This window comes from Salinicola halimionae (genome assembly GCF_003206065.1).
In the GTDB taxonomy this organism is placed as follows: domain Bacteria; phylum Pseudomonadota; class Gammaproteobacteria; order Pseudomonadales; family Halomonadaceae; genus Salinicola; species Salinicola halimionae.
The window spans coordinates 722,681-740,147 of record NZ_PZJQ01000002.1 but is presented as its reverse complement, the minus strand read 5'-3'; the positions used below and the strand labels follow the sequence as shown (position 1 = coordinate 740,147).

General features: G+C 60.3%; 14 protein-coding genes. 7 read left to right on the top strand and 7 right to left on the bottom strand.

Annotation, left to right across the window (positions count from 1 at the left end):
- Positions 1 to 362 precede the first annotated feature (362 nt).
- On the bottom strand, positions 363 to 1,562 hold the full coding sequence (gene zigA / locus DOM27_RS03975; RefSeq protein WP_110654726.1) for a zinc metallochaperone GTPase ZigA: 1,200 nt from the start codon (positions 1,560 to 1,562) through the stop codon (positions 363 to 365).
- A 319-nt stretch (positions 1,563 to 1,881) separates the two neighbouring features.
- Here zigA and phnD point away from each other — a divergent pair, with 319 nt between their 5' ends.
- The 4 genes from phnD to phnE (DOM27_RS03955) all read left to right on the top strand — a co-directional run bounded on the left by phnD (position 1,882) and on the right by phnE (DOM27_RS03955) (position 5,352).
- On the top strand, positions 1,882 to 2,892 hold the full coding sequence (gene phnD / locus DOM27_RS03970) for a phosphate/phosphite/phosphonate ABC transporter substrate-binding protein (RefSeq protein WP_110654725.1): 1,011 nt from the start codon (positions 1,882 to 1,884) through the stop codon (positions 2,890 to 2,892).
- A gap of 62 nt (positions 2,893 to 2,954) precedes the next feature.
- Positions 2,955 to 3,746: a phosphonate ABC transporter ATP-binding protein gene (phnC, locus tag DOM27_RS03965; RefSeq protein WP_110654724.1), complete on the top strand. Its 792-nt coding sequence runs from the start codon at positions 2,955 to 2,957 to the stop codon at positions 3,744 to 3,746.
- The gene (phnE, locus tag DOM27_RS03960) at positions 3,743 to 4,543 is read left to right on the top strand and encodes a phosphonate ABC transporter, permease protein PhnE (protein WP_110654723.1); all 801 of its coding nucleotides are present in this window, start codon (positions 3,743 to 3,745) and stop codon (positions 4,541 to 4,543) included. The genes phnC and phnE (DOM27_RS03960) overlap by 4 nt, the downstream gene beginning before the upstream one ends.
- The gene (phnE, locus tag DOM27_RS03955; RefSeq protein ID WP_110654722.1) at positions 4,540 to 5,352 is read left to right on the top strand and encodes a phosphonate ABC transporter, permease protein PhnE; all 813 of its coding nucleotides are present in this window, start codon (positions 4,540 to 4,542) and stop codon (positions 5,350 to 5,352) included. Before phnE (DOM27_RS03960) ends, phnE (DOM27_RS03955) begins: the two co-directional genes overlap by 4 nt.
- Positions 5,353 to 5,383: 31 nt before the next feature.
- On the opposite strand, the gene DOM27_RS03950 is transcribed toward phnE (DOM27_RS03955), so the two are convergent.
- Together DOM27_RS03950 and DOM27_RS03945 are read right to left on the bottom strand one after the other, a co-directional pair.
- Positions 5,384 to 6,421 carry a CNNM domain-containing protein gene (locus DOM27_RS03950; RefSeq protein WP_110654721.1) on the bottom strand — a complete coding sequence of 346 codons (1,038 nt, stop codon included), beginning with the start codon at positions 6,419 to 6,421 and terminating at the stop codon, positions 5,384 to 5,386.
- Positions 6,422 to 6,575: 154 nt separating this feature from the next.
- The gene (locus DOM27_RS03945; RefSeq protein ID WP_110654720.1) at positions 6,576 to 7,064 is read right to left on the bottom strand and encodes a pyridoxamine 5'-phosphate oxidase family protein; all 489 of its coding nucleotides are present in this window, start codon (positions 7,062 to 7,064) and stop codon (positions 6,576 to 6,578) included.
- 298 nt (positions 7,065 to 7,362) lie between these two features.
- On the opposite strand from DOM27_RS03945, the gene stpA reads away from it, so the two are divergent.
- Positions 7,363 to 8,637: a glucosylglycerol 3-phosphatase gene (gene stpA, locus DOM27_RS03940; RefSeq protein ID WP_110654719.1), complete on the top strand. Its 1,275-nt coding sequence runs from the start codon at positions 7,363 to 7,365 to the stop codon at positions 8,635 to 8,637.
- On the opposite strand, the gene DOM27_RS03935 is transcribed toward stpA, so the two are convergent.
- The 3 genes from DOM27_RS03935 to DOM27_RS03925 form a co-directional block, all read right to left on the bottom strand.
- Entirely contained in the window at positions 8,638 to 10,788 is a 2,151-nt protein-coding gene (locus DOM27_RS03935) for a methyl-accepting chemotaxis protein (RefSeq protein ID WP_110654718.1), read from the bottom strand.
- A 233-nt stretch (positions 10,789 to 11,021) separates the two neighbouring features.
- A complete protein-coding gene (pgm, locus tag DOM27_RS03930) occupies positions 11,022 to 12,686 on the bottom strand; it encodes a phosphoglucomutase (alpha-D-glucose-1,6-bisphosphate-dependent) (RefSeq protein WP_110654717.1) in 1,665 nt (554 codons plus the stop codon).
- A gap of 128 nt (positions 12,687 to 12,814) precedes the next feature.
- Entirely contained in the window at positions 12,815 to 14,047 is a 1,233-nt protein-coding gene (locus tag DOM27_RS03925; protein ID WP_110654716.1) for an MFS transporter, read from the bottom strand.
- Between the two features lie 79 nt (positions 14,048 to 14,126).
- Between DOM27_RS03925 and DOM27_RS03920 the strand changes: the two genes are divergently transcribed.
- Positions 14,127 to 15,146 (top strand): AraC family transcriptional regulator, encoded by a 1,020-nt coding sequence (locus tag DOM27_RS03920; protein WP_110654715.1) that lies wholly within the window; start codon positions 14,127 to 14,129, stop codon positions 15,144 to 15,146.
- 94 nt (positions 15,147 to 15,240) lie between these two features.
- On the top strand, positions 15,241 to 16,242 hold the full coding sequence (locus DOM27_RS03915; RefSeq protein ID WP_157956711.1) for a LacI family DNA-binding transcriptional regulator: 1,002 nt from the start codon (positions 15,241 to 15,243) through the stop codon (positions 16,240 to 16,242).
- 20 nt (positions 16,243 to 16,262) lie between these two features.
- On the opposite strand, the gene DOM27_RS03910 is transcribed toward DOM27_RS03915, so the two are convergent.
- Positions 16,263 to 17,450 (bottom strand): mandelate racemase/muconate lactonizing enzyme family protein, encoded by a 1,188-nt coding sequence (locus DOM27_RS03910; RefSeq protein ID WP_110654713.1) that lies wholly within the window; start codon positions 17,448 to 17,450, stop codon positions 16,263 to 16,265.
- Between the last annotated feature and the right edge of the window lie 17 nt (positions 17,451 to 17,467).

Genomic DNA, 17,467 nt, shown 5'->3' with positions numbered 1-17,467 from the left:
ACAGCACTGGCCGAAATTTTAGTCTTCAGTCAGCTAAGTACATGAATTAAAAACCAAAGTAACATTAGGATTGCGTTAAAAGCCGGCGAATGCAGCCAGTTTTCGCCCGAAAGATGACGCCGGAGCAATATCAATATTCCGAGTCGAACATCTAAAAATATCGCTGAAGTAAAGTATATCGTTGAATCTGGATATATTGATTGAGCTAAATGTATCGTTGAATCGAGAGGTATCACTGGAGAAAGCCCCAGGCGTTGGCGGCTGCCATAAAAAAACCCCGATATACCCTCATGAGGATAATCGGGGAAGCTCTGGTGGAGAGCTGACTGGGAGACCGAACTATGAGCGCATCGAAACCGGAATCAGGCGGCGATACCCCACTCGGGGAAGGGATCCGGTAGCGTCACCCAGTATTCCTTGCCGCGCGCCAGTTCGTCGTCGTCGAGCAGACAAGCCTCGAGTCGCCGACGAATATCGGTAGCGTCCAGCCCTTGGCCGATGAACACCAGTTCCTGGCGCATGTCACCGAACGGTTCCTGCCATTTCTCCAGGATCGAGGCGCGATATTCAGGCTCCTGCGGCCAGCGCGACTCCGGTACCGCACGCCAGAACAGCCCGGCAAAGCCGTGGTGGGCAATACCACCGGCCTGACTCCATTGGCCGGCGTACTGCGGCCGACTGGCTAACCAGAAAAAGCCCTTCGAACGCAGCAGCCTGCCATCCCCCCAGTCACCGTGAAGCACGTCAAAAAAGCGCTCGGGATGAAACGGCCGCCGCGCCTCGAAAGTGAAGCTGGAAATCCCGTACTCCTCGGTCTCCGGCAAGTGCTCGCCGCGCATCTCCTTGAGCCAGCCCGGCGCCTGCTGGGCACGCTCGAAGCTGAAGCGACCGGTATCCAGCACGGTCTCCAGAGGTACCTGTCCATGGCTGATAGAGATGATCTCGGCGTCGGGATTGAGGCTGCTCAATACCGCCTCGAGTTCGCCGAGGGTCCGCGTGTCGATCAAGTCGGCCTTGGAGATCAACAGCACGTCGCAGAATTCGATCTGATCGACCAGCAGGTCGGCGACGTTGCGCTCGTCCTCTTCGCCCAGGCTTTCACCAACTTCGGCGAGTGACTTGGCTTCATGGTATTGCGAGAGGAAGTTGGCGCCATCGACGATCGTGACCGATGTATCCAGCCGGGCGACCTGGGATAGGCTGCGGCCCTGCTCGTCCTCGAAGGTGAATGTTTCGGCCACCGGCAGCGGCTCGGAGATGCCGGTGGACTCTATCACCAGGTAGTCGAAGCGTCCCTCGTCGGCGAGCCGAGTCACCTCGATCAGCAGATCCTCGCGCAACGTGCAGCAGATGCAGCCGTTGCTCATCTCCACGAGCTTCTCTTCGGCACGATTGAAATCGACTTCGCGTTCGATCAGCGCGGCGTCGATATTGATTTCGCTCATGTCGTTGACGATCACCGCGATGCGCCGGCCGTCGCGGTTGTTGAGCAGATGATTCAGCACAGTGGTCTTGCCGGCGCCGAGAAAGCCGGACAGAACGGTGACGGGTAACGAATTCATTGGATTCCTCCTGCTAGGTCGTTCCAGGCCGGCATCGTCTTTGACGAGGCGAGCGCTTTCGATGAGCACTGACGGCATGTCAGTCTCCTCAACGGAACCGTTAAAAAATATGTTATAACATAACAATTAAATCACCAACATTCTTGCCTTTTGCTCGGAAACGAACATGAAATGCAGTCATTAGCGAAAGTCGAATGCGCTTTTTGGCGGATTTTGCGCACACTATGACAAAACCATGACACCGAACGTGGCCCAACTAGACACACAACTCGCGCGGCCGGTGTCGCTTATAACAACCTCCGTCTCAGGAGACGCTGCCATGCTACGACGCCTCAAACGATCCAAGTCCCGTTCTCTACGCCTACCCCTCTCGCTTCTGGCCACACTGACGCTCGGCTGCGGCATTGCCTTCGCGGCGCAGGCCGCTGAAGAGTGCCCGCAACGCGGGGATCTCGCGCCGATGTACTGCGATGCCGATGGCGACCTGGTTGCTGATGCGCCTACCGACGAATCCCGGTATCTCGATCCCGATCCGCTGGTCTTCGCCTATACCCCGGTCGAGGATCCCGCGATCTACGCAGACATCTGGGAACCGTTCATCGAGCACTTGCGCGACGTGACCGGCAAGGACGTTCGTTTCTACGCCGTGCAATCGAATGCTGCAGAAATCGAAGCGATGCGCAGCGGCCGCATACAGGTCGCCGGTTTCTCCACCGGGCCGACGCCGTTTGCTGTCAATCTGGCGGGAGCGGTGCCCTTCGCGATCATGGGCAGCGACGACGGCGAGTTCGGTTACACCCTGCAGGTCTACACCCGTAAGGACAGCGGCATCGATGAGCTGAGCGATCTCAAGGGCAAGCGCGTCGCTCACACCTCGCCGACTTCCAATTCCGGCAACCTGGCGCCTCGCGCGCTGTTCCCCAAGCAGGGCATCACCCCGGACGAGGATTATGAAGTGGTCTATTCGGGCTCCCATGACCAGTCGATGCTGGGCGTGGTCGCGGGGGACTACGACGCCGCACCGGTGGCATCCGAAGTGGTCGACCGCATGGCCGAGCGTGGCCTTTACGATCCGGAGGAGGTCAAGATCATCTTCGAATCCAAACGCTTCCCCACCACTTCCTATACCTACGCCAATAACCTCAAGCCGGAGCTGGTCGACAAGATCAAGAAAGCGTTCTTCAGCTTCGACATGAAAGGCACCGAGCTGGGCGAGGAGTTTTCCGGGGTGACCAAATTCGTACCGGTCACTTATCAAAAGGATTGGGAAGTCATCCGCGACATCCAGGATGCCAATGGCGTCGTCTACTCCCAGGAAAACGTCGAATAACCCGGCCCGACGGCGCCTTCTGCCATGAAGGACGATGGCGCCGTCAGCCACGAGGAATCCTCATGCTGCGCATTCAGAATCTGGTCAAGCGTTACGGCCATGGCGAGCCGGTGCTGCGCGGGCTCGATCTCGACGTGGCCGGCGAATCGGTAGTGTCGATTATCGGCGCCTCGGGGGCGGGCAAGAGCACGCTGCTGCGCTGCATCAATCGGCTGGTGGAACCCACGGAAGGCAGTATCGAGCTCAACGGTCTCGAGCTGACCCACCTCAAACGGGAAGAACTCCGCAAGGCGCGTCGACGTATCGGCATGATTTTCCAGGGCTTCAATCTGGTGGATCGCCTGACGGTGATGGAAAACGTCCAGTGCGGGCGCCTGGGCTATATCCCCTACTGGCGTGCCGCGCTGCGCAAGTATCCAGCCGAGGATATCGAACGTGCCTACCACCTGATGGAGCGCGTGGGTATCGCTCACTACGCCAATAAGCGCGCCGATGCGCTGTCCGGCGGCGAACGTCAGCGCGTGGGCGTGGTGCGAGCCCTGATGCAGCAGCCGGAGATCCTGCTCGCCGACGAACCCACGGCCTCTCTCGATCCGGTCAGTTCCCGTCAGATAATGGAGCTGTTGCAGACTCTCGCTCAGGAACTCTCGCTGCCGGTCCTGATCAATATCCATAACGTCGCCGAGGCGCGGGAATATACCCAGCGCATCGTCGGCATGCGATTCGGCAAGCTGATCTTCGATGGCGAGCCGGCCGATTTGGATCAAGAGGCGATGGATGCCGTCTACAACGGCACGCCCGGCGAAGATCGCCGGCAGGCCGATATCGGCCAGGCACAGGCGGTCATGCCATGAACGCGACGACCGAACGCCGGACCTGGCGCAAGCCACCGTTCATCGCCAACCCCCTGCTGCGCTGGGGACTGGTCATCGGGGTCGTGGTCTATGCGATCTGGGCGATCTCGATCCTGCCATTCGATCTCGCCCGCATCAGCCAGGGCATGACCCGCGCCGCGCGGATCTTCTCAGGTGCCTTTCCGCCCAACTTTGATCGCTACGAACTGTTGATCGACGGCTTTCTCGAGAGTCTGCAGATCGCCATTCTGGCGACGCTGCTCGGTCTGGCGTTGAGCGTTCCCATCGCCTTCATGGCAGCGCGCAACATCGCCGCCAAGCCGATCTACCTGCTGGGCCGGGCAATCATCATCGTGGCTCGCAGCTTCCACCCGGTGATCGTGGCGATCCTGTTCGTCAAGGCAGTGGGATTCGGCCCGGTGGCCGGTATTCTGACGCTGACGCTCTACTCGATCGGCTTCGTCGCCAAGATGCTGGCCGAGCGTATCGAGGAGATCGACTGGGGTCAGGTGGAAGCCCTGCGCGCCAGCGGCACGCGCTACATCAGCGTGCTGCAGTTTGCGGTGCTGCCGCAGATCATGCCGCGCCAGATCGGCCTGGGTATCTATCAGCTCGACAGTAACCTGCGCGCCTCGGCGGTGGTCGGAATCGTCGGTGCAGGCGGCATCGGCTCGACGCTGATGAATGCCTTCGGGCGCTACGACTACGACTTCGCGCTGGCGATCACGCTGGTGATCATAGGGGTCATCCTGATCAGTGAAGCGATCAGCGGTCGTATCAGGAGGAACATCGGATGACCATCCAGACGTCCCCGAACGTAGCCGAACGCACCTGGGCGCGCTATACCCCGCAGCAGCGCTGGAAACGTCTTGCCACGATGCTGGTGGTCGCCGCCGCGGTGGTCTGGGCGGTAGAGAGCATCGATATCATCTGGCCGTGGGTGTGGGGCGCCCCTGCCCAGGTCGGCGATCTGTTCAGCCGTATGGTGCCGCCGGACGTGCGCAATATCCGCGCGATACTGTGGGCACTGGTCGAGACGCTCAACATCGCTACCATCGCAACCTTCGTCGCCGTCTTCATGTCGCTGCCGATCGCCTATATCGCGGCCCAGAACACGACGCCCAACCGCTTCACGCTGTGGCTAGGGCGTTTCATTCTGGTCTCGAGCCGGTCGGTCAATACGCTGATCTGGGCGCTGCTGTTCGTGGCGATCTTCGGCCCTGGCGTACTGGCCGGGATCATCGCGATCATGTTCCGGTCGATTGGGTTTCTCGGCAAGCTGCTGGGCGAGGCCATCGAGGAGATCGACCGCCGTCCAGTGGAAGCGCTGGAGGCGACCGGTGCCTCGCGAGCCAAGGTTGTGCTCTATGCCATCGTGCCGCAGGTCATTCCTACCTTCTTCGCGATCAGCATCCTGCGCTGGGACATCAACCTGCGCGAATCGACCGTGTTGGGTCTGGTCGGCGCTGGCGGCATCGGCGTGATTCTACAGGGCGCCATCGACACCCTCGCCTGGCGGACGGTCGCAACCATTCTGCTGGCGATCATCGTACTGGTGATCCTGGGCGAGGCGCTGGCGGCCTGGCTGCGCAAGAAAGTCATCTGACCCTGCCCGACGTTGAGGAGCGCCGCCGGCTTCAGGCCGGCGGCGGTTGAGAAGAGTCGTTGCGACGGACCCGCTTCAGCCAGCGCTGCTTGGCGTACTTGCGCAGGTTATGCACGTTGTCGGTTTCGTCGACGATATCCTGCCCCAGGATCGTCTCGATCACGTCTTCCATGGTGATCACCCCCACCCAACTGCCATGATCGTCGTAGACTACCCGCATATGGTTGTGATCCTTGAGCATGGCAGCAAAGACATGCTCGACGCTATCGGCCTCATCGACGGTGGCAACCGGATGCATCAGCGACTTCAGCGTCTGCTCGTCTTCAGCGTGATAGGTATCTGCCTTGTGCACATAACCTAGCGCGTCTTCGGCACCGTCCATGATCGGAAAACGCGTGAACTGGGTCTTGCCGTAACGGCGATCGAAATCGGCGACGGTCATGCCGGGAGTCACCGTTTCGCACACGGTTCGCGGCGTCATGACGTTCTTCACCAGAATTTCGTGCAAGTTGAGAATATTGGTGATGGTCCGCGTTTCATCAGGATCCAGCGCCTTCTCCTCGAGCCCGATCCGCGCCAATGCCTTGATCTCTCCACGCATATCGACATCGCCTTCGTGCTTGGCAATACGATTGGTGATCATCTCGGAAAGCCAGATGAAAGGCAGCAGTACCAATACCATGACACGCAGAATCCGCGGTAAAAACGGTGCCAGGACTCGCCAGTAGCTCGCGCCGATGGTTTTGGGGATGATCTCCGAAAACACCAGAATGCCGAACGTCATCAGCGCCGAGGCAATCGCTACGTGGGCGTCGCCAAATACGACCGCTACCTGCGCGCCGACGCCGGTCGCACCCACGGTATGGGCGATGGTATTGAGGGTCAGGATCGCCGCCAGCGGCCGATCTATGTTGGACTTGAGCTTGTTGAGCTTGTCGTGAAGCTTGGGGCGGGTGTCCTTGAGCTGCGCGATGTAGCTCGGTGTCAGCGAGAGCAGCGCGGCTTCCAGTACCGAACAGACAAAGGAAAAACCGATCGAGAGAACGACGAATGCCGTCAGCAGAAACATGGGGGGTCGCTATGTGACTTGTGAGGACTCTTTATCCTGACTTGGCGCACGACTGTCAATGGTACGGATTGACGCACCGCTTTTACCTGATACGCCGCCAATATCGGAAGATATTGACGGCGTTGGCCAGAGTGCTTAGGCCGACAAGCGCGCGTTAGTGACCGAACTTCTCGTTCTCGCCGATATTCGGCTGGTGGTCCTTTTTGATGTTGGCCTTGGCGAATTCGTAGAGCTGGAACGTCTTGCTGTCTCGCGACTGCCAGTGTTCGCCGAAATGAATATCGATCTCCATCATGGTGATATCGGGATCGTCCTTGCCCCCGGTAAACCACGCTGCCACGAACGGATTCCAGTATTTCTCGATCAGCTCGGGATCATGGTTGAGACGAGCCGTGCCCGACATCGATACGTAGATGCCGTCATCCTGGTCGGAAAAGGAGAGACAGACATCCTGATCGGCCTTCGCCTCGAATGCCTTCTCCGCGCTGCGCCGCGTATAGAACCAGAGCGTACCGTCGTAGGCATTCTGCACCAGGTGCATGGGACGTGAACGCGGCACGCCGTCATCAAGGGTCACCAACATGCCGACCTTGATCTTTTCGATCAGCTTCCAGATCTTCTGCTTATGCTCGGGACTGGACATTAGTGCCTCCTGCTAATGTTGCCCTTTCGGGGGTTTGTCCCCGTTTCGGGCGATCATCACGCCATCCGGGCGTGAGCGTCTTGCGGCTAACATATCTGGCGTCGTTGTGATCGACGCATCTTCCGGTCGGCCATCGCCCATGACGACCGGTAAAGACTCATAGCAGCCTAGTCGCGGCTTCCCAGTCGGGCAAACCGTCGCTATTCGTTGTAGCCGCTGCCGTTATACTGGTGAAGAACCGTGGCTCCGAGCCTGCATCATTCGCCCTCATCATTCGCCTTCGACCCGGACGCTCATCATGCCCCTGACTCGTCCCTTCTCTCTCGACCATATCGCCCTGCTGGACGAACTGGCTGCCACCGACAACCTGCTGATCATTCAGGATCTCGACGGCGTCTGCATGGGTCTGGTAGGTGATCCATTGACTCGACGTCTGGAGCGTCGCTATCTCGACGCAGTCCGCCGGCTCGAGGGTCACTTCTACGTGCTGACCAACGGTGAGCACATCGGCTCGCGCGGGGTGAACGGCATCGTCGAGGCACTGTTCGAGACTCGGGATCGCGCCGGTGAACAGGGGCGTTATCTGCCCGGCCTGGCCGCCGGCGGCGTGCAGTGGCAGGATCGCTTCGGCAATGTCAGCCATCCCGGCGTCACCGACGCCGAGCTCGCGTTCCTCAAGGCGTTTCCCGCTCAGGCCGAAGCCTTTCTCGAACCGCTGCTGTCCCGGCCGCCCTACTCGCTACCGCCGGACGTGCGGCGCGATCTGATCGCCGCCGCGGTGCTCGACAACCTGGCGTCGCCGACGCTCAACTTGAACGTCTTCTACCACCACTGGCGTGCCGACCCGGCGCGCTACCGGACGCTACAGTTCGCCGTCGCCGATTTCATGCGCGAGCGCCTCGACGCTGCCAACCAGGCCGGCCTCGATGACGCCTTCTTCGTCCACTACGCCCCCAACGCGGGGCAGGACGAGAACGGCAATGAACGATTGCGTGAGAGCGACGGCGTTGCCAATGGCAACGCTGGCACTACCGATTTCCAATTGATGCTGCGTGGCGCCGTCAAGGAAGTCGGCGTACTGATCATTCTCAACCGTTACTACCACCGCCACACCGGCGAGTATCCGCTGGGCGAGAGCTTCAACGCGCGGGAAGCGCCTCGCGATCACGCCGCGCTGCTGGCGCTGGCTCGCGGTCACTTCGATCCGGCGCTGATGCCACGCATCGTCGGTGTAGGCGATACCGTGACCTCGTACACGCAAGAGACCGAGGGCAGCTCACAACGCCTACGGGGGGGCAGCGATCGCGGCTTCCTGACGCTGGTTCAGCAATTGGGGAGCGCCTTCGACAGCGGCAACCGGGTGCTCTACATCGACAGCAGCGGCGGCGAGGTACGCCGTGCCGGTGTCGATGCCGAGCGGCTGGCGCGACATGGGGAAGACCCCAGCGTCGAACTCTGGCCGGCGCTGGAGGGGATCAGCGACCCCGATGACGCTCTCGAGCTGGATGTCATTTTTCCCCGCGGTCACAGCCAGTACATCGATTTTTTCTGCGAGCTGGTCGCGCAGCGCTGACTAGAATAGTTCCGGTATCCGCTTCTTTTTCGATTCTATCGAAGACGGCGCAAGCGACAACGCACCAGCTAGTTCGGTCTCTTGGGCATCGGCCAACCGGAAGGAACCAATCGTGGTCGCCAGACGCTGGGATTGGTGGCGCAGCGCTTCCGCCGAAGCTGCGCTCTGCTGAACCATGGCAGCGTTCTGCTGAGTGACATGATCCAGCTCCGCGACCGCCTGATTGACCTGCCCGATTCCCTGGCTTTGCTCACTCGTTGCCGCGCTGATCTCGCTGAGCACATCGGTGACTCGAGCGATGCTGGCGACGATCTCTTTCATCGCCTCGCCGGCATGACGCGCACGTTCCGAACCCAGTTGGGTCTTGCCGGACGACAATTCGACCAGTGCCTTGATCTGGTGCGCGGCCTCAGCGCTGCGGCTGGCGAGATTGCGCACTTCCTGGGCGACAACCGCGAAACCTCGACCGTGTTCTCCGGCGCGGGCTGCCTCAACGGACGCATTGAGCGCCAGCAGGTTGGTTTGAAAGGCGATGCCATTCATCGTAGTGACAATCTTGGCAATCTGGCTCGAGGAAGATTCGATCTCATCCATGGTTTGAACCACGTCAGAAACGACATTCCCTCCTCGACGCGCAGCGTCGGTAGCCGATGTCGCCAATTGGTCGACCTGACGTGCCGACTGCGCGGTATGTTCGACAGTGCTGGTCAGTTCTTCCATCGAGGCAGAGGTTTGCTGCAGGCTGGCAGCCATGGAATCGGTGCGCTGAGAAAGTTCCTGGCTGGAGCCGGCGATATCCTGCGAAGCATTTCGCACCAAATCACTACTGTCTCGAACGTCCTGCAGCACATGCTGCATCTTGTCGGCAAAAGCATTGAACTGGATCGCCAACTCGGCGCTTTCATTGCGCCCTCTCACCGGCAAGCGCCGGGTAAGATCACCGTCACCGGAGGCGATTTCGCGCATGCGTCCGGCGAGCCGCTTCAACGGCCGCGACAGGCTCCCGCCCAACAGCCAGCTGACGATCAGTCCCAATACGACGACGCCCAAGCCAACACCTATCATCGCGAGCGTATCGTGACGGCGCTGATCGTCGAGCTGTGTCTGCAGATCGTGCAGTCCAGCCATGACTGCGCTCTGCGGCAGGCGGATCATCAACACCCAGGGGGCACCGTTCGCGTCGCCAACGGTGAACGGCCAGTAGAGTTCGACCTGGCCATCAGTGGTGTCTCGAACCACGCTACCTTGCTGGGCCTTTGCAATACGCCCGCTCAACGCGGCGTCGAAGACAGAAGTCATCGACTGTCCCAGCTGACCGGCATCATGCTCCAAGGTCATTGCCGTCACGCCGCCACGCGGTGCAACCAGGGCCCACTCGCCGGCACCGTCGTAAAGTGACTGGTCGGCCTGGGTCAGCATCGACTGGATGAAATCGACGGACAGATCGACACCGGCACTGCCCTTGAACTGGCCATCGACCATGACCGGCACGTTGAACGAGGTCACCATCAGCGTCTGGCCGTTGTAGTCATAGGGCGCCGGATCGATGATGCAGGGTTTGCCGGTCTCCTTGGGACAGAGATAATATTCACCCTCGCGCACGCCGGTGGTCAGAGGCTTGTCACTCTCGATTTTGTCGTCATTCAGAGAAAGCACGGCGATATCACCGTTCTCGGCTCGGTACCACCAGGGAAGGAAGCGGCCGCTAGCGCCATACCCCTCGTCTTCGCGCCCTTGATAATACTCGTCGCGGCCGAAGGCGTCGGGCTCCCAACCGATGAAGGCATCGAGTAGATCGGGATTGTCGATTACCGTCTGACGCACCAGGTTCGATAACTCGTTACGCCCGAGATAGAAACGCCGACTCCCCTCATCGTCGACCTCGCCCATCAACGCGTTAGTATTGGCGAGCTGTGTGGCCAGCGTCAGCGCATGCTCCAGGCGAGCCTGAATCTGTTGCGCCCTATCCGATGCCACTGCCGTCAGACGCTCGTCGATACTGTCGGTCATCAACCGCTGCGTCTGCGCATCGACCAATGCCTGGGAGCGCGAATCGGCATAGAGCGAATAACCGACCAGTGCAGCCGCCACTACCACAATACAGACGCCGACCAGCAGCGTGACTAACGTACGCACGGATTTGAAATGCATTGAGAGCCTCTGACTCGGAGAACGACAACACGCGATAGCGGCAGGTGTTGCACACGACCGGCGCGATTCTGAATTCCCCGTGATATCGCCCATCCGAGGCAAAACTTGAAGGGTCCGAATCCGGCAGGAAAAACCGAGAGAAGCGTTGGCTCAAAAACCCAAAAAGTCGGCAGCAAGGCTACCGACTCTCTAGAAACACCGTGCTCGCGATACCGAACACGAAACGAGGAGACTCAGCCCGCCAGCACCTCATCTACCAGCGCCTTGGCTTCTTCCTGAATGCGCTTCAAGTGATCCTCGCCTTCGAAGCTCTCGGCGTAGATCTTGTAGACGTCTTCGGTGCCGGAAGGGCGCGCGGCGAACCAGCCAGCGTCGGTGACCACTTTCAGGCCGCCGATAGCGGCACCGTTGCCGGGGGCTTCGGTCAGCTTGCGAGTAATCGGATGACCGGCCAGCGTGTCGGCGGTCACCTGCTCCGGCGAGAGCTTGCCGAGCTTGGCCTTCTGCTCGCGGTTGGCTGGCGCGTCGACACGTTCGTAGACCGGCGCGCCGAAGCGCTCGGTCAGCGCCTGATAACGTTCACCCGGGTCCTTGCCGGTGACGGCGGTGATCTCGGCAGCTAGCAGACCGAGAATCAGACCATCCTTGTCGGTGGACCAGGGCTTGCCATCCAGGGTCAGGAAGGAAGCACCGGCAGACTCTTCACCACCGAAGCCGAGGCTGCCCTCGATCAGCCCATCGACGAACCACTTGAAACCCACCGGCACCTCGACCACGTCTCGGCCCAGGCCTTCGGCGACGTAATCGATCATCGACGACGACACCAGCGTCTTGCCGATGGCAGCCTTGTCGCTCCAGTTCGGGCGGTGAGTAAAGAGATACTCGATGGCGACGGCGAGATAATGGTTGGGGTTCAGAAGGCCGGTCGAACGGGCAACGATTCCGTGACGGTCATGATCGGTATCGCAGGCAAACGAGACGTCGAAGCGATCCTTGTTCTCGATCAGCCCGGCCATGGCGTAGGGCGAGGAGCAATCCATGCGGATCTTGCCGTCCCAGTCGACGCGCATGAACCGGAAAGTCGGGTCGACCGTTGTCGAGATCACCTCCAGCGGCAAATCATACTTCTCGGCGATGCGCGGCCAGTAATGAACGCCAGCACCGCCCAGCGGGTCGACGCCAAACTTGAGCCCCGAATCCCGAATCGCAGCCATGTCGATGACCTTATCGAGACCGCTGACATAGCTGTCGATGAAATCGAAACGCTGGGTCGTCGGCGCCTTCAGCGCTTGGGCGTAACTCACCTGCTTGACCTTGGAAAGCTCATCGCCGAGATGCTCGTTGGCGCGCTCCTGAATCCACTTGGTCACGCTGGTGTCGGCGGGACCGCCATTGGTCGGGTTGTACTTGAAACCGCCATCCTCCGGCGGATTGTGCGACGGGGTAATCACGATACCGTCGGCGAGACCGTGGGCCCGGCCGTGGTTGTAGACCAGAATCGCATTGGAAATCGCCGGTGTCGGCGTGTAGCCGGGGTCAAAGCCGGTCTCCTCGCAGCCGGCATCGATCCGTGTCTCGACCCCATTGGCCGCCAGCACTTCCAGCGCCGAAACGAACGCCGGCTCGGACAGCGCATGGGTGTCCATGCCAATGAACAGTGGCCCTTCGATGCCCTGCGCCTGGCGGTATTCGCAGATCGCCTGGGTCGTGGCCAGAATGTGCCACTCGTTGAAGCTCGTCTTCAGCGACGAGCCGCGATGGCCCGAGGTACCGAACGCAACCTGCTGACCGGGATCGCTGACATCCGGGCGTTCACTGTAATAGCGCGACACCAGCCGCGGAAGATTGGCGAGGCGGTTTTCGTCGGGCAAGCGTCCTGCTTGGGGGTCGATACTCATCGTCGGTTCCTTTCGATGGTCCTTGGGGGGTCAGATTCCCTATAGCAGACCATCATCCCCGCCCGACAAGCAAGATGAGCGCCCCATCCTTGCTGCCCAAGCCTCTCGGTTGCGCATTCTTTCACGCATTACTGACAGGTTGTCGCGACAGTGTCGCCGTCGATCGACGCTACTGGCCGTGTTCTGACAGCCGTCACGATGAGCGCAGCCGCCGCCAGCAGCAGCGTACCGGCCGTCGCACAAACGCCGAGGACGCCGCTGATATCGAACATGACGCCACCGACGGCAGCCCCCAGTGCGATCGCCAACTGGATCGAGGCAACGATCAAGCCGCCGCCGCTCTCGGCCTCGTCCGGCACGATCCGGGTGATCCAGGTCGACCAGGCAACCGGCACGGCGCCGAAGGCGAAGCCCCACAGGGCCACCATGATGGCGTCGGTCGTCATCGAGAAGCCGCCCAGCGTGGCCAGCAACCATCCCGTCGCGCCCATGATCAGCGGCATCATCAAGAGTGTCAGGCGCAGGCTGCGCTCGAGCAGATACCCCGCAGCCAGCGTGCCGAAGAAATTGGCGATCCCGAAGGCCAGCAGGGTCGACGAGAGCTCGTTGATGCCCATGCGGGAAACGCCTTCGAGAAACGGACGGACATAGGTAAAGAACGCGAAATGACCACAGAACACTAGAAGAATGGCGACGATGCCGGCCGCCATGCCCGGCCGCTTGATCACGCTGACCAGCGTACCGAGTGGCGTCGGCCGCCCGGGTTCCATTCGCGGCAGGGTGACGTACTGCAGAGCCAGCGTCACGACCGATAGCGCGGTGGCCAGCAGGAACACGTTGCGCCAGCCGAACATATCGCCAAGATAGCTGCCCAGGGCGGCGGCGCTGATAGTGGCAATGGGAACACCGGTGAACAGCAACGATAGCGCCCGCGGAACGTCATGCTCCGTCACCAGCCGCATCACCGTGGCAGCGGACAGTGCCCAGAACCCGCCCAACGCCACGCCTAGCAGCACCCGACCGACGAGCAGCCAGGCCAGGTGCGGCGCGAACGCGACCACCAGATTGGCGGCGATCATCAGCACGGAGAACCCCAGCAGCACGTGGCGCCGATCGAGTCTTTGCGTCACGGACGTCACCAGCAAGCCGGAAAGTAGCGCTACCACCGCCGTCACCGTGACCGCTTGCCCGGCCTGGCCTTCGCTGATGGCTAGCGAATCCGCCATCGGCGTCAACAGACTGGCCGGCAGAAATTCCGCCATTACCAGACTGAAAACGCCCATCGTCAGCGACAGTACGGCAGCCCAGCGCGAAGGCGTTGGCGACTCTTGCGTCGAGAATTGAGTGTCTGGCGTCGTCATTTCGAGATTCCAATCAAGGCTTGGGATGAGGCCCAGACTAAAGTAGTATCTCAAGATCATCTATCACTAAAACTCCGGCATGTTTGATCAAAAGTCCGAAACTATTGCTCCCGGTGATACCACGCTGAGTTCCAGCGAATGGATCAATGAACTGCTGCTCGGCATGCGCCTGTCCGGGTTGAACTATCGGCGCGTCCAGATAGCCCCGCCCTTCGGCATTCTTTTCGACACCGACACCCGCTGCGCGCAATTTCACTTCGTTGCCCAGGGGCCCGTCTTGCTGAGGCTCGGCGCTGACGAACAGGTTCTGGAAACGGGCGATGCGGTGCTTCTGCCCCGGGGTGGCCAGCACTGTCTGCTCTCATCCTCTGAGGTAAAGAGCCGTGACATCGAACAGATCGACGCGCTGCCCCTGTGTGACGACTTCAGTTGCGTCGACGAATGTCCCGATATGCTAGACGGCGCTCCACCGGTGCGCCTGTTCAGCGGTTGCATGCAGTTCGACCTGGGCGGCATGCAGCCGCTGTTGACGCTGATGCCCGCAGTGATGCATGTCGGCACGCTACTCTCGCGCTATCCCGAAATGCTGCCGATGCTGGAAGCCATGGCGCGCGAGGCGAGTCTCGAGCGAGCGGGCGCCGCCGGGATTCTTTCGCGGCTGGCCGACGTGGTGGCCGCCAGCATCGTGCGTGGCTGGGTCGAATGTGGCTGTGCCGATATCGGTGGCTGGATCGAGGCATTGCGCGACCCGCGTCTGGGCAAGGTCATCGCCGCGGTCCACCGCGAACCCGGCCACGATTGGACGGTAGCCAGCATGGCGGCGGAAATAAGCAGCTCACGCTCGGTGTTCGCCGAACGTTTCCGCGACTCGTTGGGCGTCTCGCCGCTCGGCTACGTCACCCAACTTCGCATGCGTCTGGCCACGCAGTGGATCGCCGAAAAGCAGCTATCGATCGATCAGGTCGCCTGGCGCCTGGGCTATGGCTCGCAGGCCGCGTTCAGCCGCGCCTTCAAGCGCGCCACCGGCCAGACGCCGGGGGCGGTGCGCACGCACTCGGGAGCTACGAGAAATACCGTTACACCGGCGGAATCTCTTTGACCCGCTCAGATGACCCCATCACTATAAAAGTGGACTCGTAGACGGTTGAGAGGTTAGCGGTTTGAAAAAGGAAAGAGCGCCCACGATTCGTGATGTGGCAAAAGCAGCTGGTGTTGGAATGGGCACCGTCTCGCGAGTCATCAATGATAGTGGCTACGTGGGTAAGGAAACCCGCCAACGAGTCCAGGCAGCCATCGAGTCGCTTTCCTTCAAGCCGAACTTTATCGCCAGTGGCATGCGTTCGAATCGGCTGCGTAGTATCGGGGTCATCGTCAGTGACATTACCAATCCCATGTTCGCCACCATCGTTCAAAAAGCGCAGCAGATTCTGCTGGAAAATGACTATCAGCTATTTCTGGGGGTTACCAACGATGACCCGGCGCTGGAAGCGCAACTATTCCAGACGCTCGAACATCAGGGCGTCAGCGGCATCATGGCGACACTGAACGATGATTCCTCTCCCCAGACCGCAGCGCTGATCGAAAGTCTTGGCGTGCCGGTCGTCCTTCTCAATCGCGCGTTGGTACATGGGAGGGCCACTGTCGTGGCCAGCGAGCAGGAAACGGGGTGCCGGGAAGCGGTCGATCACCTCGTCGAGCAGGGCCATCGCCGCATCGGACTATTGATCACGGATCAAACCACACTGCCAGGCCGCGAACGCCATAGCGCCATTACCACCGCGCTGGCGCGCCATCGACTCGCCTCGCCACCGGAATTGATCGCTACCGTGCGACACGACGTGTCGAGCGGATATCAAGCAATGGCAAAGCTGATGACGCTCGAAACGCGACCCTCCGCCGTCGTGGTGGGAAGCAACCGCGCCCTGATAGGCGCACTCGACTACCTGCGGCAGAACCACCTGCATTATCCACAGGATGTCTCGATCATCGGCTTCGATGAAACCGACGTCACACGGCTACTCTCTCCGGCCATCACCATCGTCAACCGAGACTATGGCGCTCTCACCACGACAGCAGTGGACCTGTTGCTTCAACGAATCAACAAGCCCCTGAGAACGACCGAGACCGTATTGCAGCCAACGTGGCTGGAGAAACGGGAATCGGTGGGCAAAATGGCGGATCAGGCCTGCACCTGACCGCCAGGACCGGCGGGTTTTTACTGATCCACCACGGAGCCATCCACGTGAAGACGTGTGTTGACCTCTCGGCGTCGATAAGGGAATCGTTCACAAACATCTTCGACCAGCGCGATACCCAGACCGGAATACCTGGGCGCAGGGATAAAGCCGTTCTCCGCCTTGGGCACCCAGGTCACCATATCGCTCTGCTTGAAGGAACCAGGATCGACGGCCTCATTGCTGGTGTAGCGTTCGGTAGCCGACACGGTCTCATGGTCCGGCAATTCCATCACGGCGAAGTTATCCACCGCCACGGAAAGCTGCAGGCAGGCGGCAGAGCTCACGGGGCTCAACGGATTGTGAGGTACGATTGCTACCCCGTGAGACTCCGCAATTGCGGCGATCTTGCGCGCCCCACTGATACCGCCACACAAGCAGACACTGGTTCTCGCGTAACTCATGGCTTTACGCGACAGCAGCATCTGAAACTCTTGAATCGTATGAATACGCTCCCCGGTGGCGATAGGCACGGTCGTCTTGCTGGCCACCAGACCCATGGCGTCGAAGTTGTCCGCGGGAATCGGATCCTCGAGGAAGAAGGGCCGATACGGCTCTACCGCCTGGGCAAAGGCGATCGCTTCTCCGGGCTTCATGCGGCGATGGAGTTCGAGGCAAAGATCTACCTCGTCGCCTACCGCGTCACGCAGCTTAGCGACGCGATCTGCCGCCTCGTTGATCATCTGCGCATAGGGCATGAAATACGGCTTGCTACGCGGCTCGTCCAGAAACGGAGATAGATGACCGACTGCGGTATAACCCTGAGACTTGGCCTTCACACATTCGTCGATCAACTCTTCCGTGGTTTCTCCACTGACGTGGTAGTAAGCACGGACCTTTTTCCGCGATTCTCCGCCAAGAAGCGTATGAATCGGAGCGTCGAACCACTGCCCGGCAATATCCCAAAGTGCGATATCGATGGCACTAATTGCCCCCATAATAGCGGCACCACGGAAGTGAAAAGAGCGATAGAGATACTGCCAGTGGTGCTCGATATGCAGTGGGTTCTTGCCGATCAAATACTGCTTGAACGTTTGCATGGCTTCTGCCGAGGCATCCAGAAATCCCCACGCGCCGGATTCTCCAATACCGGATATTCCTTCGTCGGTCGTAACGCGCACGTAAAGAAACCGATTGGCCGGCAATATTTCAACCTGAGTAATTTTCATTAATTTATCCTTGCGGC

Bases quoted from the DNA above. Each gene is read 5' to 3' on its own strand.
- zigA (WP_110654726.1), bottom strand. From the start codon at position 1,562: ATGAATTCGTTACCCGTCACCGTTCTGTCCGGCTTTCTCGGCGCCGGC.
- phnD (WP_110654725.1), top strand. From the start codon at position 1,882: ATGCTACGACGCCTCAAACGATCCAAGTCCCGTTCTCTACGCCTACCC.
- phnC (WP_110654724.1), top strand. From the start codon at position 2,955: ATGCTGCGCATTCAGAATCTGGTCAAGCGTTACGGCCATGGCGAGCCG.
- phnE (WP_110654723.1), top strand. From the start codon at position 3,743: ATGAACGCGACGACCGAACGCCGGACCTGGCGCAAGCCACCGTTCATC.
- phnE (WP_110654722.1), top strand. From the start codon at position 4,540: ATGACCATCCAGACGTCCCCGAACGTAGCCGAACGCACCTGGGCGCGC.
- DOM27_RS03950 (WP_110654721.1), bottom strand. From the start codon at position 6,421: ATGTTTCTGCTGACGGCATTCGTCGTTCTCTCGATCGGTTTTTCCTTT.
- DOM27_RS03945 (WP_110654720.1), bottom strand. From the start codon at position 7,064: ATGTCCAGTCCCGAGCATAAGCAGAAGATCTGGAAGCTGATCGAAAAG.
- stpA (WP_110654719.1), top strand. From the start codon at position 7,363: ATGCCCCTGACTCGTCCCTTCTCTCTCGACCATATCGCCCTGCTGGAC.
- DOM27_RS03935 (WP_110654718.1), bottom strand. From the start codon at position 10,788: ATGCATTTCAAATCCGTGCGTACGTTAGTCACGCTGCTGGTCGGCGTC.
- pgm (WP_110654717.1), bottom strand. From the start codon at position 12,686: ATGAGTATCGACCCCCAAGCAGGACGCTTGCCCGACGAAAACCGCCTC.
- DOM27_RS03925 (WP_110654716.1), bottom strand. From the start codon at position 14,047: ATGACGACGCCAGACACTCAATTCTCGACGCAAGAGTCGCCAACGCCT.
- DOM27_RS03920 (WP_110654715.1), top strand. From the start codon at position 14,127: ATGTTTGATCAAAAGTCCGAAACTATTGCTCCCGGTGATACCACGCTG.
- DOM27_RS03910 (WP_110654713.1), bottom strand. From the start codon at position 17,450: ATGAAAATTACTCAGGTTGAAATATTGCCGGCCAATCGGTTTCTTTAC.